At 47.6% G+C, this 23,958-nt stretch carries 17 protein-coding genes; 11 read left to right on the plus strand and 6 right to left on the minus strand.

All coding sequences use genetic code 11. The features are described 5' to 3' along the window. Position 1 precedes the first annotated feature (1 nt). Positions 2 to 373, minus strand: a complete 372-nt coding sequence (locus KD145_RS22795; protein WP_212001921.1) for a transmembrane 220 family protein — start codon at positions 371 to 373, stop codon at positions 2 to 4. A gap of 614 nt (positions 374 to 987) precedes the next feature. On the opposite strand from KD145_RS22795, the gene KD145_RS22800 reads away from it, so the two are divergent. The 6 genes from KD145_RS22800 (at position 988) to eboC (ending at position 10,918) form a co-directional block, all read left to right on the plus strand. Then, complete coding sequence (locus KD145_RS22800; protein ID WP_212001923.1) at positions 988 to 4,227, plus strand: TonB-dependent receptor; 3,240 nt, start codon at positions 988 to 990, stop codon at positions 4,225 to 4,227. Between the two features lie 31 nt (positions 4,228 to 4,258). Then, complete coding sequence (locus tag KD145_RS22805) at positions 4,259 to 6,034, plus strand: RagB/SusD family nutrient uptake outer membrane protein (protein ID WP_212001925.1); 1,776 nt, start codon at positions 4,259 to 4,261, stop codon at positions 6,032 to 6,034. 108 nt (positions 6,035 to 6,142) lie between these two features. Beyond that, entirely contained in the window at positions 6,143 to 7,660 is a 1,518-nt protein-coding gene (locus KD145_RS22810) for a VCBS repeat-containing protein (protein WP_212001926.1), read from the plus strand. Positions 7,661 to 8,057: 397 nt separating this feature from the next. Beyond that, positions 8,058 to 8,942 (plus strand): EboA domain-containing protein, encoded by an 885-nt coding sequence (locus tag KD145_RS22815; RefSeq protein WP_249219529.1) that lies wholly within the window; start codon positions 8,058 to 8,060, stop codon positions 8,940 to 8,942. Between the two features lie 15 nt (positions 8,943 to 8,957). Then, entirely contained in the window at positions 8,958 to 9,944 is a 987-nt protein-coding gene (locus KD145_RS22820) for a TatD family hydrolase (RefSeq protein ID WP_212001928.1), read from the plus strand. A 53-nt stretch (positions 9,945 to 9,997) separates the two neighbouring features. Beyond that, positions 9,998 to 10,918: a UbiA-like protein EboC gene (gene eboC, locus KD145_RS22825; protein ID WP_249219531.1), complete on the plus strand. Its 921-nt coding sequence runs from the start codon at positions 9,998 to 10,000 to the stop codon at positions 10,916 to 10,918. Between the two features lie 36 nt (positions 10,919 to 10,954). Here the strand turns inward: eboC and KD145_RS22830 are convergent, their stop codons facing one another. Further along, entirely contained in the window at positions 10,955 to 11,590 is a 636-nt protein-coding gene (locus KD145_RS22830) for a response regulator transcription factor (RefSeq protein ID WP_212001930.1), read from the minus strand. A 21-nt stretch (positions 11,591 to 11,611) separates the two neighbouring features. Further along, entirely contained in the window at positions 11,612 to 13,588 is a 1,977-nt protein-coding gene (locus tag KD145_RS22835) for a tetratricopeptide repeat protein (RefSeq protein WP_212001932.1), read from the minus strand. A gap of 617 nt (positions 13,589 to 14,205) precedes the next feature. Here KD145_RS22835 and KD145_RS22840 point away from each other — a divergent pair. From KD145_RS22840 to KD145_RS22855, 4 genes are all read left to right on the plus strand, one after another. Then, positions 14,206 to 15,360 carry a 3-dehydroquinate synthase gene (locus KD145_RS22840; protein WP_212001934.1) on the plus strand — a complete coding sequence of 385 codons (1,155 nt, stop codon included), beginning with the start codon at positions 14,206 to 14,208 and terminating at the stop codon, positions 15,358 to 15,360. Next, on the plus strand, positions 15,360 to 16,568 hold the full coding sequence (eboE, locus tag KD145_RS22845) for a metabolite traffic protein EboE (RefSeq protein WP_212001935.1): 1,209 nt from the start codon (positions 15,360 to 15,362) through the stop codon (positions 16,566 to 16,568). Before KD145_RS22840 ends, eboE begins: the two co-directional genes overlap by 1 nt. A gap of 83 nt (positions 16,569 to 16,651) precedes the next feature. Next, entirely contained in the window at positions 16,652 to 18,019 is a 1,368-nt protein-coding gene (locus KD145_RS22850) for an alkaline phosphatase family protein (RefSeq protein ID WP_212001936.1), read from the plus strand. 319 nt (positions 18,020 to 18,338) lie between these two features. Next, positions 18,339 to 18,698 (plus strand): MmcQ/YjbR family DNA-binding protein, encoded by a 360-nt coding sequence (locus KD145_RS22855; RefSeq protein ID WP_113615432.1) that lies wholly within the window; start codon positions 18,339 to 18,341, stop codon positions 18,696 to 18,698. 3 nt (positions 18,699 to 18,701) lie between these two features. Here the strand turns inward: KD145_RS22855 and KD145_RS22860 are convergent, their stop codons facing one another. After that, the gene (locus KD145_RS22860; protein ID WP_212001938.1) at positions 18,702 to 19,487 is read right to left on the minus strand and encodes a sulfite exporter TauE/SafE family protein; all 786 of its coding nucleotides are present in this window, start codon (positions 19,485 to 19,487) and stop codon (positions 18,702 to 18,704) included. Positions 19,488 to 19,703: 216 nt separating this feature from the next. Between KD145_RS22860 and KD145_RS22865 the strand changes: the two genes are divergently transcribed. Beyond that, a complete protein-coding gene (locus tag KD145_RS22865; RefSeq protein WP_212001940.1) occupies positions 19,704 to 20,399 on the plus strand; it encodes a hypothetical protein in 696 nt (231 codons plus the stop codon). Here the strand turns inward: KD145_RS22865 and KD145_RS22870 are convergent, their stop codons facing one another. Further along, a complete protein-coding gene (locus KD145_RS22870) occupies positions 20,400 to 21,737 on the minus strand; it encodes a Gfo/Idh/MocA family protein (RefSeq protein WP_212001943.1) in 1,338 nt (445 codons plus the stop codon). 326 nt (positions 21,738 to 22,063) lie between these two features. After that, on the minus strand, positions 22,064 to 23,836 hold the full coding sequence (locus tag KD145_RS22875) for a DUF885 family protein (protein WP_212001944.1): 1,773 nt from the start codon (positions 23,834 to 23,836) through the stop codon (positions 22,064 to 22,066). Between the last annotated feature and the right edge of the window lie 122 nt (positions 23,837 to 23,958).

Genomic DNA, 23,958 nt, shown 5'->3' on the forward strand with positions numbered 1-23,958 from the left:
ATCATGATTTCTTTTTGGAATAAAAATAGTTAATGCCTAAAACAGCGATGCAAATAAACAATCCAAAAAATTCCCGGGTATCTTCTATCCAGGGCTTTTCCGCTTTCATGGTTTGTGCAATATTCTCCGCCTGATGTTGCGACATCCAGTCTATCACTCCGTCTTTAGTAAAGAATAAATAGAGCGCATATACGAAATATACTGCAATGCCCACCAGGTACCAGCGACGGTAAAAACGCTGCCGCGCAGCCATCAGACAGCACCAGGAAGCAAACAGATAAATGGGCATCCATACATAGGGATCGGGATCATTATATTGTAATCCGGCGAAAATGATAAAGATGACACAGAAGAAAATGTTGAAGAATTTCATGCCATGAAAATTAAGCATTAAACATACATAAAAGTATCAGGTGTTTATACTTTTTTAACTGTAAACTATTATACTTTTTTATCCCGCGGATGCGGATTACTGTTAGAAGTGCCTGCAGAAATTTTTTTATTTAGAGAAATGTTAAAAAAACACTTGACTGAGCTAATTTATTGTTATATATTCGGCTTATTGTAATAAAAATTCCACGTGAGAACCAAAATCTGAAGTAAGAAAGCATAGTACTAAACTGAACCGTTTCTCACTAGATCATTATCAAAAAAAAAGATTATTGATTTCGGACAAAAAAACGTGCATTAAAAAAATGTATTGAACAACCCGGTGTAAACATGTCCGCATCCATGTCTTGCATCCTTAATGAATTGGTTTTAATTGTTGAATAGACAGTTATTGTTTGTTCAGCTACTGTAGTGCATCCTATGGTGGCCATGGATAAATAATGTCTTTTCATACAGTCCCTTATTTGTCTTGCCGGTACCCCATGCCGGCGGGAATGGGATTGTTATGCAAAGAATTGTCTGAAGGCAAGAGAACATACAAGACAGGTACTCTATTTTTTAACCGATTTTTTTAAAACGTTACCCTTAAACCACGTTATGAAAAAACATTTCTACCAAAGACTTGCCGTACTACTATGCGGCATACTACTGCTGCTATGTGGTAGTAACGTAGTCGCACAAACGAAATATACGGGAAAGGTGTCTGATAAGGCATCCCGCAATCCGCTGCCCGGTGTTTCCGTATCTGTGAAAGGCACCAACAGGGGCACTGCTACAGACCCCTCCGGTAATTTTACTATTCAGGCCAAATCAGGAGAAACACTGATCTTCTCCTTCGTGGGCTATGATCCACAGGAAGCGGTGATCGGTGTCGGCCCTATCAGCGTCCTGCTCGCAGAAAAAGTAGGTTCCCTCGAAGAAGTAGTCGTGACCGGTTATGCCAGCCAGAAGAAAAAAGATCTGACCGGCGCCATTTCCGTTGTAAAAGTGGAAAATATCACTAAACAACCTACTTCCCAGATAGCCAACCAGCTGCAGGGACAGGTGTCGGGTATTACCATCGTAGGTACCGGCCAGCCTGGCCAGGAGCCGCAGGTAGCCGTGCGCGGTAAAAATACTTTCGGTAACAATACACCGCTATATGTCGTAGATGGAGTGCCCATCTCCAACCTGGCAGATGTAAACCCCAACGATGTGCAAACTATGCAAGTGCTGAAAGATGCCGGCGCCGCCTCTATCTATGGTGCACGTGCAGCCAATGGCGTTATCATCATCACCACTAAAAGAGGTACCGGCAAAGTAAAAGTACAGTACGACGGATATTATGGCGTACAAAAACCACAGGGCGGTAACCCCTTCAATATCCTGAATCCGCAGGAACAGGCCGACCTTAAATGGCTCGCCATCAAAAACAGCAGCCAGGGAGCACCACCTGTATTCGATGATGTGCTCTACGGTAAAGGTAATAAACCGGTGCTGCCGGATTATATCTACCCCGAAGGCGCCATGGAAGGTGATCCACGCGTAGATCCCTCTAAATACAACGTGATACCGGATTATAAAAGCCCCACCGTCTCCGCTGGTTTCTACCGTATCAATAAAGCCAACAAGCAGGGTACTGACTGGTTCCATGAAATATTCAAACCGGCACCTATCACCAGCCACAACATATCCGTAGCCGGTGGTAGCGATATCGGCAGCTACTTTTTCTCTATGTATTATTTCAACCAGCAGGGTACCCTTACCAATACCTATAATAAACGTTATGCAGTAAGGGCCAACAGCAGCTTCAATATCACCGATCATATCCGCATAGGGGAAAACATGGAATACTCCATTATCAACAACCCCAGGATCGGTATCCTCACAGAAGGCAGCGGTATCGGTATGGCTTTCAGGGAACAGAGCATTATTCCGGTATATGACATCAAAGGTAACTATGCCGGTACCTTTGGAGGCGCCCTCGGAAATGCCCGCAACCCCGTGGCTATCCAGGACCGCTTTGGTAGCACCAAAGCAATCGCCAGCAGGTTGCTGGGTAATGTGTATGGTGAAGCAGATATCATCAAAGGCCTCACCCTCCGTACTTCCTTCGGTGGTGAAATTTATTCCGCTTCTAACCACAACTTCACTTATCCGGAATACGAAAACAAAGAAAACAACAGCGTCAATTCCTATACAGAATCTGCCGGCAATGGCTATGACTGGACCTGGACTAATACCCTCAGCTATCATATCAATTTTAACCGCGCACATGATATCAAGGTAATGGTCGGCACAGAAGCTTTTGATCAGGTAGATCGTATGGTGACGGGCACCACCACCGATTATTTTTCTTTTAATCCTGATTTCGCCAACCTTACTTCCGGATTCGGAACACCGGTGAATGGTAGCTCGTATGGCTCCAATAGCCTGTTCTCCCTGTTCGGTAGAGTGGATTACGCTTTCAGGGATAAATACCTGATCGGTGCTCTGATCCGCCGTGATGGCTCTTCTCGCTTCGGTTCCAATTACCGCTATGGTAACTTCCCGGCCGTAAGTGCCGCTTGGCGTATGTCTCAGGAAGAATTTATGAAAGGAATCTCCTGGATCTCCGACCTGAAAATCCGTGGAGGTTATGGTATTATGGGTAACCAGATCAACGTTAATCCCAGCAATGCCTTTACTACCTTTACTTTCAATAAGTCCACTTCCTTCTACGACATGAATGGAACGGGCAATACACTGGCCACCGGCTTTATGCAGGGCCAGATTGGTAACCCCAATGCAAAATGGGAAAGCAACACCAACTCCAACATCGGTATCGATGCAACCTTGTTTAAAGGTGCACTCGAATTCTCTCTGGACTATTACAGCAAAAGGATCAAAGACCTGTTGTTCAACCCGGAACTGCCCGGCGTTTATGGCGGTGCTACCGTACCATTTGCCAATGTAGCAGAAATGAAAAACAACGGATGGGATTTCTCTGCTACCGGTAATATCAACCTGGCTCCTAAGCTGAAATTAACGCTCACCGGTACTTTCACTTCCTATAAAAACGAGATCCTGAAAATATCAGAGTCTGCTCCTTACTTTGAAAGAGATACCCGCCGTTACGGTGTGGCTATCATACGAAACGCAGTAGGAAGAAGCATCAGTGAGTTCTTCGGTTATCAGGTTGAAAAATTCTGGGATAGCCCTGAAGAAGTAGCTGCAGCCAATGCTGCCGCCAGTGCCAAAAATCCAGGGGTAAAAGAATATATGCAGGATGCTGCCCCCGGACGCTTCAAATATAAAGACATCAATGGCGATGGTAAAATAGATGTTAATGACCGTACTTATCTCGGTAGCCCCAATCCCGACTTCTCATATGGCCTGAATATCGGCCTCACCTATAAGAACTGGGATTTCTCTGCATTCTTCTATGGCGTACATGGAAACAAGATCTGGAACCAGGTAAGATGGTGGACTGATATCTACGGTTCCTTCAATGGTGCCAAAAGCAAAACAGCGCTGTATGATTCCTGGCTGCCGGACCGCAAAAATGCCAAAGCACCTATTCAGGAAACAAAACCTTACTTCAGCACTTCCAATCCTCCAACATCTTACTATGTGGAAAACGGATCTTATCTGCGTGCTAAAAACATGATGCTGGGATATACTTTTCCTTCTCATATGCTGAAAAGAATAGGCGTGGATAAATTCAGGATTTATGCTCAGGCAACCAATGTGTTTACCATCACCAAATACACCGGCCTGGACCCTGAAATCGGCGGTAACACAGACTCCTTTGGTATTGATGAAGGTGCTTACCCCAACTCACGTCAGTATCTGGTGGGCGTTACGCTGAATTTCTGATCTGTTTATTTGAACTGTTAAACTGAGAAAAATGAAAATAGTACGATATACAAGTGCAATACTGCTCGTCGCTGCTGCCCTGAGCAGCGGATGCTCCAAAGGCTTTCTGGAAAAGCCGGCTTATGGTGCTTTGTCCGACCAGATTGTAGCCAATAAAGATGGTGTTAATTACCTGCTGGTAGGTGCCTATGCAGCACTGGATGGACAGGGAAACCCCACCGGCGCTTTGGGTGGCGGCGGTAACGCCTGGGAAGCCTCACCTACCAACTGGATTTATGGCAGTGTAGTAGGAGGTGATGCGCACAAAGGCAGTGAAGGTACTGACCAGACGCCTATCAATGAAATAGCCATCAGCCAGCCCAATGTCAGCAACTCCTTCTTCAATACCAAATGGAAAGCTGTTTACGAAGGCATCACCCGCTGTAATAATACATTACGGCTCATGGCACAGGCCAAGGATATGACCGACGCGCAAAAAATACAGGTACAGGCAGAAGCCCGTTTCCTCAGAGGCCATTTTTATTTTGAACTGAAGAAAATGTTTGGTAACGTGCCTTATATCACAGAGGCAACTACCGATCCGCTGTTATCTAATGATGCAGAAATATGGCCTAATATCGAAGATGATTTTAAATTTGCCCAGGCTAACCTGCCGCCTACACAATCCCAGGTGGCCCGTGCCAATAAATGGGCTGCTCAGGTATACCTGGCCAAAACCTATCTTTATCAGAAAAAATATCCACAGGCACTGCAGCTCTTTAATGATGCCATCACCAACGGCGTTACCTCAAACGGGCTGAAATATAAGCTGACGGATAATTTTGAAGACAATTTCGATGCTTCCAAAAAGAATAATTCGGAATCCGTATTTGCCATTCAGATGAGTGCCAACGACGGTACCAATGGTATCGCCAATGCCAATATGGGTGACATGCTTAACTTCCCCGGCAATTTCAAATGCTGCGGCTTTTACCAACCCTCTTTCGATCTGGTTAACTCATACCGCGTAGATGCCAGTGGATTGCCCTACCTGGACGATTATAACCAGCATCCCGTGACATCTGATATGGGTATCAAAGCCACTGAAGCATTTACGCCTGACAATGGTTTGCTGGACCCTCGTCTGGACTGGACCGTGGGCCGCCGCGGTATTCCTTATCATGACTGGGGATACTTCGCGGGTTCCACCTGGATACGCGACCAGTCGCAGAAATATGCAGGTCCTTATGCCACCAAAAAAATGGTGTACTGGAACTACAACCAGGACAAATACATGGATGATCACTCCTGGGCTCCGGGAACAGCGATCAACGTATTACTGATCCGCTTTGCCGATGTGCTGCTGATGGCAGCGGAATGCGCCGCAGAAACCGGTGATATGGCCAGGGCTACAGACCTGGTGAATCAGGTACGTCACAGAATGATCGACAACCCACAGTACTGGATACACGATTATAAAGATCCGACTAAACCCATACTGGGATTCGATCCTGCCAAACCTTTCTCCAATTATAAAATCGGTGAATATCCTGTTTTCCCTGGCCTCGATTATGCCCGTAAAGCGATCCGCTTCGAACGCAAACTCGAACTGGCCATGGAAGGCCACCGTTTCTTCGACATTGCCAGATGGGGTATTGCCGATCAGGTGCTGAATGCCTATTTCGCTTTCGAAGGCGGCATCACGGATGATGTGAAAGGAGGACATTTTACCAAAGATAAAAATGAAGTCTTCCCCATTCCGCAACGCCAGATAGATCTGACACTCAAGGAGGGCAAACCGGTATTAAAACAGAATAAAAACTACTAGTCAAATACAAATGATCGGAAAGGAGCAGCGACTGAAGCGAAATAATAATTAATCTTCGCTTCAGTCTCTGCTCCTTTCTCATTATTTTAGGATACCAAAATCTAATCCATGAAACCATTTGTCCTTGCCACACTTTTTATCATCCTCTCAGGCATTACGATCATCAGCAGTTGTTTTACACCGTCAGCAAAAGAGAAAGGAAAAATGCTGGCAGACAAATATTGCACTGGCTGCCACCTGGTCGTAGATCCGGCCATGCTGGACAAGGAAACCTGGACCAAACACGTGCTGCCGGCCATGGCCCCCAAACTGGGTATTAAAGTATGGGCAGGTGATCAGTATTATCCGGCCAGTCCGGGTCAACAACAAGGCCCCATATCTTTCAACGAATGGACAGCACTGGTGGCATATTTTGAACAGAACGCACCGGCACAGCTTACACCTGCCAAACCACCGGTGCCGCTGCAGCACGACTGGTTTGGCTTTGCGCCCCAATACCCCGTTGGTGTGGACTCTCCCAACATAGCGGGTACCACGATGGTTTCCTTTGATCCTGCGGGCCACCGCATTTTTACCAGCGATACCTATACGAGTACCCTCGATATCTGGGATAGTTCCCTGCGTAAAACAGGCTCCTGGCGCTTGCCTTCCCCGGTAGTGGACATACTATATACCACTGATAGCGGAAAATCATCATCTGCAATCATCACCCAGATCGGAAATATGAAAGCCCTGGATGCACCGGCAGGTATTGTAAGCAGACTCAACATCCATGATCCGCAGAGCAAACAAACAGATCTTATGCCTTTTCTGAAACGTCCGGTGCAAACGGTGCAGGCAGATTTTGACAAGGACAACCAAACTGACTTGTTAGTGTGTGCATTTGGACATAACCAGGGAGGACTGTATTGGCTGAAACAGTTGTCGGATCACAGATACGAGCAGAAGACCATCACAGAAGTGCCAGGTGCTATTCATGCAGAAGTAGGAGATTTTAATGGAGATGGATGGCCCGATGCAATGGTACTTTTTGCTGCTGCCGATGAAGGCATATGGTTGTTTGAGAACGACCGGAAGGGTGGATTTAAATCTGTTAACCTGCTGAGATTCCCGCCCCTCAATGGTTCTACCAGTTTTCAGCTGGTGGATTTTAACCAGGATGGAAAGCTTGATATATTATATACCTGCGGTGATAATGCAGATTTTTCGATGGTGCTTAAACCTTATCATGGTTTGTACGTCTATATCAACGAAGGGAAAAATAAGTACAGACAGGCTTGGTTTTATCCGGTGAATGGCTGTACAAAGGCTGTGGCAGCGGATTTTAACCTGGATGGCAAAATAGATATTGCAACAATTGCATTTTTTGCAGATATGAAAAACAATCCTGCAGAGAAATTTATTTTGTTCGAAGGAAAGGACCATCAGCTGAACTTCACGCCCCATGCGCCTCCTATAGAAAAGGAAGGGCGCTGGATTTGTATGGATGTAAAGGATATGGATGGAGATGGAGACCTGGATATAGTACTAGGAAACTATGGGCGTGGATTTAATATACTGGATGGTTATAAGCCTAACTGGAAGGAGTATCAACCGTTTATGGTGCTTGAGAACAAACAGAAATAAAAAACGCTAACGATAAAATCGTTTGTTTATTTGGAGAAGAAGTAGAATAATATGTATATTGCCGATAATTATTCTACGAGCAGGTACACATGTCGGGTCACACATTTTCAGAGAAATAATACATTCTATTGTTCCTGAAGGAATGTACCTTTGTTCTTTAAATTCAGCCATTATCACCCAAAGATATTTTCATAGCGCTTTCCGTCAGGGCGCGATGATAGAAAGATATCCTGATGCATAATCAGGTTTTAGAATGGCGGAAGGAGAGGCAGCAATGCCTCTCTTTTATTTTTATTACCACCTATCAAATATTATCCTCCTTAATCAGAAAATATGGTCAATCCTGTTTACTTTTAATCAGAAAATAAGCATTCTCATTTTTTAAACAGGATTTTCAGTGGCGGAATATGTATACGACCAGCAGAAAATGAGCAACGGGCTTGAAGCCATTATTGCCAGCAATAGCAGTAACACAGCCAGGGAGTGGTTGCAGCAACGTCTGCAGAAAGCCGCATCCATACCGCAGTTTAACCAAACCTTTACCGCTATTCCCAGATTCACCGGGAAAAATATTATTTCCGTAACATCCGAACAGACAGCTGTATTACAACAGGAAGTACCGGGGTTTTTCGTACACGGGTGGACGTTAGACCGGCTGGTAAGAGTCTGGTGGTTGCTGCAGCTGAACATCAGTACTAAAACGATTTATATTGATACAATAGAACAGCTCTTCAACGCCGCCGAAATGAATGAACTGGCAGCATTGTACAGTGCACTCCCGCTGCTGGCGTTTCCGGAAGAGTGGAAACTCCGCACTGCAGAAGGTATCCGCTCCAACATCGGGGTAGTACAGGAAGCTATCATGCTACATAATCCCTATCCGGCAAAATACCTGGATGAACCCGCCTGGAACCAGCTTGTCATGAAGGCGATCTTCACAGATAAACCGCTGCACCGTATCTCCGGCCTGGATGAGCGCCGCAACATTGCACTGGCTGCTATTCTGACTGACTTCGCCCACGAAAGATGGGCCGCCGGCAGAAAAGTAGATCCCATGCAATGGCGACTACTCACTCCTTTTATCAACAGCGAAAGCCTGCCGGACATCACCCGTGTATGGCATTCCGCTGATCAGACAGAAAAAGCTGCCGCCGCGCTGGTATGCGCAGGCTCTGATTATCCGCCTGCTCAGCAGTTGCTGGCCTCCAATTTGGCCCTGGCAGCCGAAATACAGGATGGCTCCCTCACCTGGGACGTCATCGCCACAAAATTATCCCAGTAACTAAACCTGAAAATTATGTGTGGTATCCACGAACTCACTGAAAAAGATCTGCAACCGCTTTCCTATACACCAGCCTATCTGGATAAAATCAAAGGCATGCGTTTCTTCGATCCGCATGTGCATATGACATCCCGTACTACCGACGACTATCAGGCAATGGCCGATGCCGGCATCGTAGCACTTATCGAACCCGCCTTCTGGCTCGGTCAGCCACGCACCGGCGTTGATACCTTCCGCGATTATTTCAACAGCCTCCTGGGCTGGGAACGTTTCCGCGCGTCTCAGTTCGGTATCAAACACTACTGCACCATCGGCCTTAATTCAAAAGAAGCCAACAACGAAAAACTGGCAGAAGCCGTCATGGAAATACTGCCACAGTTTGTCTACAAAGAAGGAGTGGTAGGTGTTGGTGAAATAGGTTTTGATGACCAGACAGCGCTGGAAGAAAAATATTATCGTGCACAGCTGGAACTGGCTAAGGAAGCCGGTTTGCCCGTACAGATCCACACGCCTCACCGCGACAAGAAAAAAGGAACGCAACGCAGCATGGACATAGCCATCGAACATGGCCTGCCTCCTCACATGGTGATCGTAGATCATAACAACGAGGAAACGGTGAAGGAAGTGCTCGACCGCGGTTTCTGGGCCGCTTTCACCATCTATCCATTCACTAAAATGGGTAACGAAAGAATGGTCGCCGTTGTGAAACAATACGGCAGTGAAAGGATTATGGTCAACTCAGCTGCCGACTGGGGTATCAGCGATCCCCTTGCTGTGCCTAAAACAGCAGCCTTGATGCACGAAAGTGGTATTGACTTGAATGATATTCATTCGGTAACTTACATGAACGCTGTAAAGGCATTTGCGCAAAGCGGGCAAATCAATGAATCGGATTTTGAGATGGCCGGAAATATAGATCAAAGTGAAAGATTTAATGGAAGCACCGTTTTACGCGGAGGTCAACAGCCCAGAATCAATAAAAATACGACCATCATCCGGTAAAGGCCTGGCAGTTTCGTTACTGCTGGCAATGAACCATGAAAACCTGTTAAGCGGTGACTTATATTGTTAGCAAAGTAATTGGATACCTGCGCCTGATGCGCCCTGCCAATATCATTACGGCTATTGCCGATATTCTGGCAGGGGTTGCTATTTCCGGCTACTTTCTGAATGCAACCTTTTCCTCCCTGACACTGGATCAGACGCTTCCGGTGGTATGCCTGTGTCTGGCCACTGCCGGACTATATGGAGGCGGTGTTGTGTTCAACGATGTTTTTGATGCAGACCTGGACAAGGTAGAGCGGCCCGAAAGGCCCATCCCCAGCGGCGTTATCACGCACATACAAGCGATTATCCTCGGCTGTTACCTATTGCTGGTAGGAATACTGGCTGCCTTTTCAGTGGGTGGTTTCCAGGGTATTGCCGGCTGGATGGCCATCGCCACCGCCACCTCGGCACTGGTATACGACAAATGGGGAAAACATCATAGTTTCCTTGGTCCAGTAAACATGGGACTTTGCCGCGGTCTCAACCTCCTGCTGGGCATCAGTATTGTGCCCGGCGCGGTGGAAACATGGTGGTGGATAGGCCTGGTACCGGTGTTGTATATTGCTGCCGTTACCAACATCAGCCGGGGAGAAGTATATGGCGGTACAAGCACCAGCACCCGCATCACGGCGGTTTGTTATGGTATCGTACTGCTCACCATCGGGGGCCTGGCAGCCTTTAATCACCATCTCTGGAAAGCATTGCCTTTCCTGCTGCTCTTTACCTGGATGATCATGAAACCTTTGTACAGGGCTTTTAAGGACCCTTCCGGGCCCAACATCGGAAAGGCAGTGAAGGCGGGCATTGTTGCACTGATAGTCATGAATGCCGCCTGGGTGGCAGCTTTTGATGCTGTCAGTTATGCACTGGCGGTATTGCTCCTGTTGCCTGTATCAATGGGACTGGGAAAAGTTTTTGCCATCACCTAAATCACTAAATCACTAAATTCCTAAATCTCTAAATATTTAAATCAGCCCTCTTTTGATGGCTTCCTTTACCAGCCCGGCTGTATTTTTTACGGCCAGTTTCTGCGTGAGGTTAAGCCGGTGGGTTTCTACTGTACGCAGGCTGATAAACAACATATCAGCGATCTGCTGATTGGAATGTTCTTCTGCAATCAGCTTCAGTATTTCCTTTTCACGACGGGTAAGCGGAATGTCGTAGCCAGTGGATTTCTGCCCTGTGATCATTTCGTGTAACAATTGTTGTTTGATGCTGGCATCCAGAAACTGTTCTCCGGCATATACCTGTTCTATGGCCGCTACCAGCGTGTCCTGGTCGGTGTTTTTAAGAAGGTAGCCACTGGCACCATTACGCAGCATCTGTTTGATATAATGTGATTCCATGAAATTGGTGAGTGCAATGATTTTTATCTCCGGATAATTTTTCCGGACCTGTTTACATAATTCCAGTCCATCAATATCCGGCATCTGTATGTCCAGCAGCAATACGTCCGGCAAGCTGGCCGGTAACGCCTCCATCAGTGCGGTGGCGGCATTGCTTTCATATACTACTTCTATATGTGGATAGGGAGCCAGCATGGCTTTTAATCCATTGATGACCAGCAGGTGGTCGTCTGTAATGGCTAACTTGATCTTCATAAAAAATAATTGACATGGAAATCAGACTTCCATGAGTTGCATAATCGCGATATCAAATTCTATATAGGCGGTAGTTCCGTGTCCGCGGGATGCGTCTATTTCCAGATTGCCGTTTAATGCCTTTATCCTGGATTGCAGGCTGTTGAGGCCCATACCGGTTTGAAGGCCAGGGTGGGTCTGGAAGCCTATCCCGTTGTCTTCAACAGTGATGGTGAGCAGCTGCCCATGCCGGGTAAGCTGCACAAAGGCTTCTGTAGCCTGTGAATGTTTGATAATATTGTTGACCAGTTCCTGTACAATACGGTAAACCGACAGTTCGAAATTGGCTTTGAAACGCCCGATATCATCCGGTGCATAACACGAGATGGTCAGATGCCGGGAATGGCTCACATTACGGCAATAAAAACGAACCGCTTCTGCCAGCCCCATTCTGGCCAGCAGCTCGGGCATCAGGTTGTGCGCGGTTTTACGTACTTCGCCGATGGCATCATCCAGCATGCCCATCGCATGTATGAAACCTTTGTCTGTTTGTAAGACGGTACGGTCATGCTTTACGGCTGCAAAGTGCATTTTAACGGCAGACAACAATCCGCCTACGCCATCGTGCAGATCTTTCGACAGGCGGGTACGTTCTCTTTCTTCACCCTGTATCATCGCTTCCAGCACTTGTACTGTTTTTTCCACCTCCATAGTCTGTAATTGTTGTTGCTGCAGCTTGTGGCGGTGCTTCAGCCGTTGCCATACCAGAAAGGCGAATGCCAACAGCAGGATAGCGGATATCAGGAAGAAAAAGAGCCACATGTTTTTATGTTGCAGCTGCAGGTCCTTGCGGGTGAGCTGCAGTTGTTTTTCGGTGAGCTCACGGTCTTTTTTCTCTGACTGGTACTGCATCTCCAGCAGTGCCACATTATTGCGGGCCGCATCACCGGTAAGGGAATCATTCAGCACTTCAAACTTCTCCCGCAGGAGAAATGCCTGCTTATAATCGCCCATGGTGGCTTTCAGGTTGGAAGCTACCAGATAAGCCCAGCGCAGTTCATTGGTGGCATTGTATTCCTGAGCCATGGTAATGGCTTTTTCCACATAAGAGAAGGCTTCGGTAAACCTGTTCAGGTTAAACAACTCCCGTCCGTAGCCCAGGTACAAATAGGTGAGCAGCTCGGGTTGGGGGTATTTATCAGACAGCTCCAGCGCCTGGGAATATTGCTGGTAGGCTTTTTCCCGGTTCCCTTGTTCAAAATAGAGATTGCCCAGGTTGAGCTGTGCCTTGAGCACATAGGCACTATCCTCCAGCTCCCGGCCTGTATTGATAGCCTGCCGGTAATATTGTTCCCCTTCCTCATAGCGGTGCAGCGACACCATACAGGAGCCCATCGTGATCAGGGCGGCAGAAGTACGTCGATTGTTGCCCACCGCGAGGCCGTTATGGTAAGCCTTTTCGGCATATTGGAAGCCTTTGCGGAAGTCTTTCAGGATCACAAAAAGGGAGGCCAGGTGGTTGTTCATCATCCCCGAAAAAAGGCTGTCCCGCATGGCGTCGGCCAGTTTGAGCGCTTCCAGGTAACGGCCGGCAGCGGCAGGGAAATTGCCCAGCGAATGATGTTCATTACCGCTGAAACTAAGGGCCCGCATCAGGTTCATCGTGTCTTTCAGTGCTGCGTATATGCTCGCGGCCTTGTCTACCATAAACAACGATTCCCGGTATTGTCCGCGCATATCCTGGATATACATGTAATAACAGGCGAAATCAGCCACGCCCTTGTCATAGTGCAGCTGACGGCTGAGATGCAGCGCTTCGCGGAAAATCTGGTCTGCCTTCTGTAAACTGTCCGGCAGATAACTCATCGCATAGGCAAACAAGGTGTTTACCCGGCTGGTGTCGGCCTTCTTGTATTGCAGTACCCGAAACAGGCTGTCTTGTGTTGCCGTGTTAAACGCCCGCGCTGATAAGCAGAGCCCGGAGATTAAACAGCAAACAAAAAATAATCTTTTTAACATTGCTCAATAAGCTTTTTCAATCAGATCAATATCTGGGGTATGCCCGAAAATGAGTCTGGGAGAGGAAACACTACGTTCCCGGCCAGGCTTAATGCTTGTGACAATTTACTCAGCAATGCAACAAGAGAAGTATGAAAAACAGCCGTGTTACAGGGTTAACAACATGGGGGGCATTTGCCGGATATTCATCTAAACAAACAATTAATCAATGACTTACAGATAACAGTACAGTCCATCTGCAGCAGAGGATAAAGATCTTCAATTCCTGCTTAATACGCAACAGGTAATAGGACGAACGGAAAGGATTGCCATCCGTATTTTACCTGGTGGGTAATATAATGCCCGATAGATAAGGATTTGCGGCAAAGAGCAGAGGCTAAGTAGAACTACGCAATTATTTAAATAATGGTTTGTACCGTGGAATAGCCGTATAAAACCTGGTTTCTTTGCAGAGAGTAATGAACCATTTCTCAATTGCATACCGACAACAACAAACAGGTAGAACCCCAAAAAAGGCTCCGTTCACGGAGCCTTATTCTTTGTGAAAATATCTCGTTTTTATGTGTACATTTAATGGCTATTGAATTTTTTTAGATTGATGCATGCGGAACTAAGCCATGGAGTATATTCAACAACAATTCGACGTTAACTTTTCTTTCGGGGTATTTTTTTCCAGACATTTATTTGATCCTGCCAATACCTGTTTGTCCGCTTTCCTGGAATCCAAGGCCAGTACTGCCTTTCAAAAGAAACTGCTGGTCATCCTCGATGGAGGTGTAGCGGCCAGTCATCCCGGCCTTGCGGAACAGATCAGCCGTTATCTGGGCCAGGTGCGCGGGTTTCAGCTGGCACCTGAAATCATTACCATCACCGGCGGGGAAAGCGTAAAAAATGACCTGCCCCTGCTTTTTTCGCTGGTTGATGCCATCGACCGCTACGGAATAGACCGCCACTCCTATGTGATCGGCGTCGGGGGTGGTTCCCTGCTCGACCTGGTTGGGTTTGCAGCCGCTATCTCCCACCGTGGTGTAAAACATATCCGTATCCCTACTACCGTGCTGTCACAGAATGATTCCGGCGTTGGGGTGAAAAACGGTGTCAACTACAAAGGCAAGAAAAACTTCCTGGGCTCTTTTGCACCACCGGCTGCAGTGTTTAATGACAGCACTTTCCTCACCACCCTGGACGGCCGCGACTGGCGCTCCGGTATGGTGGAAGCGGTAAAGGTAGCCCTCATCAGGGATGCAGCTTTCTTCGAATGGATGGAACAAAGAGCGGCAGCACTTACTGCCGGCGATATGCCCGGTATGGAAGAGCTGATCTATCGCTGCGCAGCCCTGCATATGGCACATATTGGTGGTGGCGGCGATCCCTTCGAAAGCGGCTCTGCCCGTCCGCTTGACTTCGGGCACTGGAGTGCACATAAACTGGAACAACTGACTAACTTCGCTTTGCGCCATGGGGAAGCGGTATCCATCGGTATCGCGATCGACAGCGTGTATTCCTGCCTGTTAGGATGGATTAGTGAAACGGATATGCACCGTATCGTCAGTGTTCTCAAACAGATGCAGCTGCCGGTATGGCATCCGCTCCTGGAAAAGCAGGATGGCGAACCATCTCCCGTCATCGCAGGCCTGGAAGAATTCCGCGAACACCTGGGTGGACAGCTGACCATCTCCCTGCTGAAAGCCATCGGTAAAGGCGCAGAAGTACATCACATTGATCTGGACCTGCTGTACAAAGCAGCAGACATCTGCAAAAACTTACAGTAATGCAAACAGCATACGGACACCTGACTTATTGCACCAATATTCATCCCGGTGAAAAATGGGAAGACCATTTCGCCCAACTCAAAAAATATATTCCTCAAGTCAAACAACAGGTAGCTCCCGGCCAACCCTTTGGTATAGGGCTGCGACTGGCCAACACGGCCAGCCTGGAACTGGCAAAAGAGGAAAACCTGAATGCCTTTAAAGCCTGGCTGCAACAGGAAAACTGTTACGTATTCACCATGAACGGTTTCCCCTACGGCGGCTTTCACGATGTAGTGGTGAAAGATCAGGTACATGCACCCGACTGGACACAGGCCGACCGTGTAGCCTACACCATCAGGCTGTTTCGCCTGCTGGCAGCTCTTTTGCCGGAAGGAATGGAAGGCGGCATCTCCACCTCACCGCTCTCTTATAAATTCTGGTGCAACCGCTGCGAGGAAGAAAAAAATTCCTTCACCGAAAGTGCCACACTGAATATGTTGCTCGTGGTGGAACAGCTGGCCCGTATTCACCGTGGCGGTGGACCACTCATGCACCTCGATGTGGAGCCGGAGCCCGACGGACTACTGGAGAACACCCGCGAGTATATCAACTGGTATACAACATCGCTGCTGCCTGCTGGTATCTGTTTTATCAAAGATAAACTGGGCGTCGACGAAGAGGAGGCAGCTGATATCATCAGAAGGCATGTACAGCTCTGTTATGATGTATGCCATTTTGCGCTGGAATACGAAGAGCCGGAGCACGTGTTGAAACAGCTGCAGGCCAATGGCCTCCGTGTAGGGAAGATACAGATCAGTGCTGCCCTGAAAGCAGACCTGCCAACGGAAACGGACCAACGTAATACGGTCATCAATGCCTTCCGCCAGTTCAACGAACCGGTATATCTGCATCAGGTGATCGGAAGAAAAAAAGATGGCAGCCTGATACATTACCCGGATCTGCCGCAGGCGCTGGAAGACGCCGCCAACACAGCTGTTGCCGAGTGGCGTTCCCACTTTCATGTGCCTATCTTCATCGATCGTTTTGAAGTGTTGCAATCCACCCGCGAAGAGATTGTCAAAGTACTGGCATTACAGCGGCAACAACCATTTACTGCCCATCTGGAAGTAGAAACCTATACCTGGGATGTACTGCCGGCGGGACTTAAGGAAGAAATGGCGGTGTCTGTGTCAAGGGAACTGAACTGGGTTCGTAGCCAGTTATGAATTACAAATTCATCATCCGGAATTTGTAATTCGTAATTGAAATGTATAGTTTTATATCGGAAAATGAAACGTTGATCATATCTATGAGAAAGACAGTTGTATTGGATGTTGTTGGGCTATCCGCTGCTTTGCTGGAGCATATGCCATTTCTGAAAGGTTATGCGCAGCAGCGGCATATGGCAACCGTATCACCGATGTTGCCGGCAGTAACCACTGCGGTACAGAGCACCTACCTGACAGGCGAATGGCCAAGTGAACACGGTATTGTAGGTAACGGCTGGTACGACCGTACCGATTGTGAAATCAAATTCTGGAAACAATCCAACAAACTGGTGGAAGGCCAGAAAATCTGGGATAAAGCCCGGCACCTGGATCCTTCCTTTACCTGTGCTCAGATGTGCTGGTGGTACAATATGTACGCCAACGTGGACTACTCCCTGACACCCCGTCCCAATTACCTTTCAGACGGCCGCAAAATACCGGACTGCTATACTACGCCCGATACACTGCGGGACTATCTTACCAAAGAACTGGGACCATTCCCGCTATTTAACTATTGGGGCCCTACTGCCAATATCAAATCGTCGCAGTGGATTGCTGACGCTTCTATATTGACAGACAAACTATACGATCCTACTTTAACACTGATATACCTCCCGCATCTCGATTACTGCCTGCAGAAATTCGGGCAGGATCCTGCCGGTATTGCCAAAGAGCTGCAGGAAATTGACGCAGTATGCCAGCAGCTGATTACCTGGTATCAGCAGAAAGGCTGTGACCCGATCGTATTGTCGGAATACAGTATTACCAATGTCAGCAATCCGGTACATATCAACCGTATCCTGCGCCAGGAAGGCCTGCTGTCGATACGTGCGGAAAGAGGTCTCGAGCTGCTGGATCCCGGTGCGTCCAAAGTATTTGCGGTATCAGACCACCAGCTGGCACATATCTATTTCAACGATCCTTCCTGCTTCAGAAGAGTAAGGGAGCTGCTCGAAAAAGTACCCGGTGTACAAATGGTGCTCGACCGGGAAGGAAAAAGAGAACACCACCTGCACCATGAACGCAGCGGTGATCTCGTACTGGTAGCCGATGCCAACAGCTGGTTTACCTACTACTACTGGCTGGATGATAACAAAGCTCCCGATTTTGCCCGCATTGTGGATATCCACCGTAAGCCGGGATATGATCCGGTGGAAATGTTTATGAACCCTGCAGATCCGCTGATCAAGCTGAAAGCTGCAGCCAAACTGCTGAAGAAAAAACTGGGCTTCCGTTACCTCATGAATGTAATTCCGCTGGATGCTACGCTCATCAAGGGTTCGCACGGCCGTCTGGAAGAAAACCCTGCCAATCATGCGGTGGTAATCAGCAAAACGCCACTGGCGCAAAAACAGTTGCAGGCCATCGACGTATATGACGTGATATGGAACCAGCTGACTGGTAAATAAGCCGTCCCAAATGTATAAATATGCTCGCGCCCTGATCTGCCTGTTGTTACTCTCCGGAGGGCTGGCAGCGCAGGAATCGTTTTTTCCTGCCAGCATTTTTGCAGAATATTAAAATCCGGTTAATTCGTCGTTATTGAGCGGTTTCAGGCTGTTTTTTTCTCCGCTTAATTCGTTATTTTTATAAAGCAGTTTCAATCACTATTTACAGCAAACGCATATTCCACATATGTAGCATATTTCAATATGTTTGTTTGTGGTAGATTTCTTTGAGGTAACCCGTTCAGAGACGGTAATGTAAACGATGTTTAAACTTGCTGCTATGTTTGACAATACCCTTGATTTTTGCCGGTCTTTACCGGCTGTGACCACAGAAAAGAAGTGGGATAATGAACTGCGTTTTTTTGTGGGTGAGAAATTATTCTGCATGCTCTCTCTTGACCCGCCCCATCGCGTATCCTTCAAATGTACGCCCAGTCAGTACCATCAACTGATAGCCAAACCGGGTATTGTGCCGGCACCGCATCTGGCGCGTTATCATTGGGTACAGGTGAAGCAGGAAGATCTGATGCCTTCAGTTGAACTGGAGCATTTCCTGCACAATGCCTACGACCTGATCCTTGAAAGCCTGCCTCCCTATGAGCAGGAAGCGATTCAGAAACAGCGGAGGGTGGACGCCTAACTACTAAACCCACAGGGTATAGACAATATCGTACAATCCGAAAAGCACCAGTGTGAGTGCAAAGATTTTTTCCAGCAGCGGTGTTTTCATTTTTACTGCCGTTTTAGCACCGAGATAAGAAGCCGGAAAGGCTGTTAAAGACAACAGCAGGGCGATGTTCCAGTCAATATGCCCGAGGTACCAGTGTGTAATAGCACCTGGCACCGACAATATCGCTGAGAGTATAACTGCGCAGGCAAGTGCCTGTTTGATGGGCATCTTCAGGCGCCGGATAAAAAAGGTGCTGAAGAGGATACCGCCTGCATTGGCCAGCAAACCTGCTAAAAAGCCGATACACAAAGCAGCACCCATCACCTGGGAAGCCTGTATATCCTTACTGTTCAACGGTGTTTCCACAGAAGTACCTTTGTTGCGCAGATAGGAGTACAACAGAGAAGAGCCTAAAGACATAATAAACAAGGCCGTCAGTATCATCAATGTTTTTCCGGCCAGGAAGCTGCTCATCCAGGAACCCACGACGGTGGCGGGTACACCAAATAGAGCCCCCAGCAATACCACTCTTTTATTAAACAGCTTTTCTTTGGTATATACCGCTGTGGCAGAGAGCGTGCTGGAAATAGATGCCGGCAGAGGAGAAGCCAGCGCAAAAAAAGGATTGACGCCAGCAAAAATCTGCAGCGCAGGTGTACTGATAGCACTGCCGCCTTTGCCCAGCAGGCCCGATAAATAGCCGACAACTATACCTATCACCAGTATTGACAGGTAGTTGGATTGTTGTAAATATTCCATTCATTTTATCCCTCCGGGAAACGTGCAACTAATGGTTGGTGTGGTTGGTTTATCTCAATTACAGGTGGTCCAAAAATAGGGGCAGGAAATTAATAATGGTGATAACTATAAGTTATGGGAGATAACAATATATTATATTTATTGCTAGTCTATAAAGCTAATGAAGTGAATATTCGTTATTTTCATATCGCTAACGAATAGCAGTTAAATTGTCATATGATAAAGAAAGTGGATTTTCCCAATGCTGATTATACCTTACAATGGCTGTACCGGGACCATAACCAGCATATCTACGAAGATTACAATACCATAGGCGTTCCGAGTGAACAGGTTTTTGAGGATATCCACCGTATACTGGAAGTGTTGCACGGGGCGCAGTTATTGATTCCCACCAATCTGAACAAGTCAAAGAAGTTCGAGTTTTCGAGTATGGACATTGATCATATTGTGTCTGAGATCCGGCAGTGGGTGCGGTCGAGGGTGATCAAACAGAAGCTGGGCATATACGGTTATGGAATCGTAAAGTTGCCGAATGGTGAAGATGTGATTCAAAAAGACCTGGTACAGGTAGCAGAGCTGCGCCTGACAGATAGGAGTTTTAAGATATCTACTGCTAAAACCATCTGGGTGCCGGTAGTGCAGGATGAATCGGAGCATTACAACTGGCAGATAGGGTTGGCAGAATTGAATGCTCCCCGGCTGGAAAACTGTCTGGCAGCCGTATTTCATAAGTTGAAGCTGGAAGTGGTGCCTGGCCTGGAAGAGGAAGACCGGTCCAAACCGATCTGGCAGAAGGGTTTTAAGCTATACCCTTCCCGGGAAGCGATTGAAAGCGCCTATATTGAAGATCCGCCTCCGCCCAGTTTCGATATTGCAAAATACCTGCTTCCCAAAACGGAGGCGAATCACTAATTATATTTTAGGCGCCCAGCCTTTTTCATATTCTCTTTCCCACAGTTTCATGGCTTCCTTGTCGTTGAGGATGTGGCCATTGGCGGGATCGGTATGCAGTATGCGGCCGGTACGCTGAGCGATATTGCCGAGCAGGCACAGCAGTGTGCTGCGGTAACCGATATTGATTTCTGAATTAAGGGTTGCTTTTCCGCGGATGCTTTCCAGGAAGTTATTGATATGCACGGCATCATAAAATTCTCCTGCCGGGCTTACGGTGTTGGTCACGCTCTGGTCGGGGTTGGCGGCCTGCTTTACCTCTTTCACCACTTTGTTTTTATTGTCTACTATTTTATAGCTGTCGCCGCCGGAGTTGTAAAGGCTACCGTTTTCACCGAAGATGGCGAATCCGCGGCCACTGCCTTCCAGGTTAAAAGGATCACAGCTACGGCCTTCCCAGGTGATGGCTTTGTTGCCTTCAAATTCGAAGTTGAGGGTTTGTGTGTCTGGTGTTTCCCAGTCATCTTTAGGGTGGGCATAACGGCCACCGGCGGAAGTAACTTTGGTCGGGAATTCCAGGTCCATAAACCAGCGGAGGCAGTCCAGTTCATGGGTGGCGTTGTTGCAGGTTTCGGAGGTGCCCCAATGCCAGCGCCAGTGCCAGTTGTAGTGTACGATATTGTCCAGGTAGTCTCTGCGGGGTGCAGGACCTTGCCAGAGGTCCCAGTTGAGCGTGCCAGGCACAGGAATTTTTTTACCGATACCGATCGGCTGGCGATCGTTGACATACCAACCGCGCCCGTAATGCACTTTACCAATGATACCCTGTTCCTTCACTTCTTTGATGGCTTGCTGCAGGTTGGGCCAGGAACGGCGCTGGTTGCCCATTTGCACGAGTCGGTTGTATTTTTTAGCAGCTGCAACCAGCAGTTCACCTTCATGCGGATTATGGGCACATGGTTTTTCCACATACACATGTTTGCCGGCAGCGGTGGCCATAATAGCAGCGGGGGCATGCCAGTGGTCAGGTGCAGCCACGATGAGCGCATCAAAATCTTTCTGCTCCAGCAGTTTGCGGATATCCTTTATAACGGTCGGTTTCCGGTCCTGGGCGCCGGTAACGGCTTTCAGCCCTTTTTGAATGGCGCCGTCTTCTACATCACAGATATAACCTATTTCAGCGCCCGGCAGTTTGGCTGCCACCTGTGCCAGCCAGTTCCCACGGGAATTAACCCCCATGACGCCCAGCACCAGCTTGTTGCTGGGTGCGTTTTTCCCAAATACCGGGAAATTGAGAATAGTCAGCCCCGCTCCTATACCAGCCAGGGAACCGGTTTTTATAAAGTCTCTTCTTTTCATAACGGATCTCTCCAGTTGAATAAAATGTTTTTAGCAATCGGTTGCAGAGGGAAAAATAACAAGAAAATTTTATGGTTTGTGTAAAATTTTGATGAAGGGAGAATCAGGAAGCAAAATGTGGATAAAAATGCTTGCTGAAGAAAATACGGTTGATCATGCTGTATATAAATACTAAGGTGATGAAACTACCTGTTAACGGCCAACAGTAGGAAGCCCGGGAAGTTAATCCTGAATAATGCCGCAAACCGGGCAATAAAAAAAACCGGGCAGCGCTACGCTGCCCGGTTTCAATCAGTTTTTCAGCGGCCAGCCGCCATTAAAACATTTTATTTAGATCCGTAAAATCTCACCATTTTTTCTTCAAGCACAGACAAGGGTATACAACCATCTTTCAACAGCTCGTCGTGGAAAGCAGGCAGACTGAATTTATCACCGAGGGCTTTGGTGTATTTCTCCCGCAGCTCTCTGATTTTAAGCTCACCGATTTTATAGGACAGGGCTTGTCCGGGGATGGCCATGTAGCGTTCTATTTCGGCGGTGGCTTCGTGTTCAGATACTGGTTCGTTATCCATCATGTATTTGATAGCTTGCTCACGGGTCCAGCCTTTACGGTGCATACCTACGTCAACAACTAAACGAATAGCGCGGTGTATTTCGTCGGTAAGGCGTCCGAAGTACATATAAGGATCCGTGTACAGGCCCAGTTCTTTACCGAGGCTTTCGCAGTAGAGGGCGTAACCTTCGCCGAAAGCGCCCACCCAGGCGAAGCGGCGGAACTGAGGCAGGGAATCATTTTCCTGTTGCAGGGAGAACTGGAAATGGTGTCCTGGAATGGCTTCATGCAGGAAGAGGCATTCCATGCCCGAATAAGAGAAATCGGCCGCATTGAGGATAGGCACATAAAAAGTACCCGGACGGGAACCATCAGGGCTGCCAGGCTGATATTCTGCAGAGGCTGAAGCAGCGCGGTAGGCCTCTGTTTGTTTGATTTCAAATTTGGATTTGGGAAGATGACCATACATTTTTCTGACACCAGGCATGATTTTGTTTTCGATTGCTTTGAAAGAATCGAGTACAGCAGCGGGTGTTTTGAAGATGCGCAGCTTTTTGTCGTTGCGTACAAAAGTGAAAAATGCAGACAGGTCCCCTTTGAAGCCGGTGCTGTTTTTTATTGCTTCCATCTCTCCGCGGATGCGGGCCACTTCACTTTCGCCCAGCGCATAGATCTCTTCAGGTGTTTTGTTGGTGGAAGTCCAGGACCTTACAAGATAGTCGTAATATTTTTTACCATCAGGAATACCATCGATACCGCTCGTTTTGCGGGCTTTAGGAAGATATTCTTCCTGCATGAATTTGTACAGTCTGCTGTAAGCCGGCAGGATAAATTTTTCGATGGCTGCATTGTATTCGCTGGCAAGCTGTTGTTTGGCGGTTGCATCCAGTGAATCAGGCAGTGTTTTGAGTGGTGCAAAGAAAACGTTGGTGCTGTCTTTTTTAGACAGGTCTTTCAGTTGGGGAAGGGTTTTAATCACCAGCTTTTCCGGTAATACATAACCGGTAGCAATACCCTGGCGCATATTGGCGATAGCGGTATCTGCCCATGCAGAAAAACCTTCCATGCGGTGCATGAAGTTCTCATAATCCTTTTTGTTTTTGAAAGGCTGGGCGGAAGCACCGGAACCTAACTGGGCCAAGGTGATGGGCAGGCAGGTGAACTGCTGTACCGGCATCAGGTATTCATGATAAGTAAGCACTTCCCGGTTGAGCGACAGTTCGCGCTGCAACATGGCATAGGTGATACGATCATTATTGGATAAGCTGGAGGTGTCTATCTTTTTAAGAGCCTCCTGGTAGGCGGCATAAAAAGAGTCAGCCCGGTGACGGTAGGGCTGGCCGATATCTACCGGCAGCTGGTCATTATACTTGTTTTCACCGTTGAAAGTAGCCTGTACCGGCTGGAGTGCCATATTACCCTCATAGTAACGGGCCACAAGCTGATGGAGAGAATCCCGCGAGGCCTGTTGACCGCTGTGGCTGGTGCGCTGCTGGCAGGAGGCAGCCAACAGGCTTCCTATCAACACTAAAGAAGCGTATTTCATGTAATTCTGATTGTTTGATGATAGATTGGTAACAAATTACTCAAATCCTTATAACAAAAAAGCATTCCGAAGAATCGGAATGCTTATTTAGAACAGTGAACAATGAAAAAAAAGATAAAAAA

Origin of the sequence: Chitinophaga sp. HK235, from assembly GCF_018255755.1 — a bacterium.
Classification (GTDB): Bacteria; Bacteroidota; Bacteroidia; order Chitinophagales; family Chitinophagaceae; genus Chitinophaga.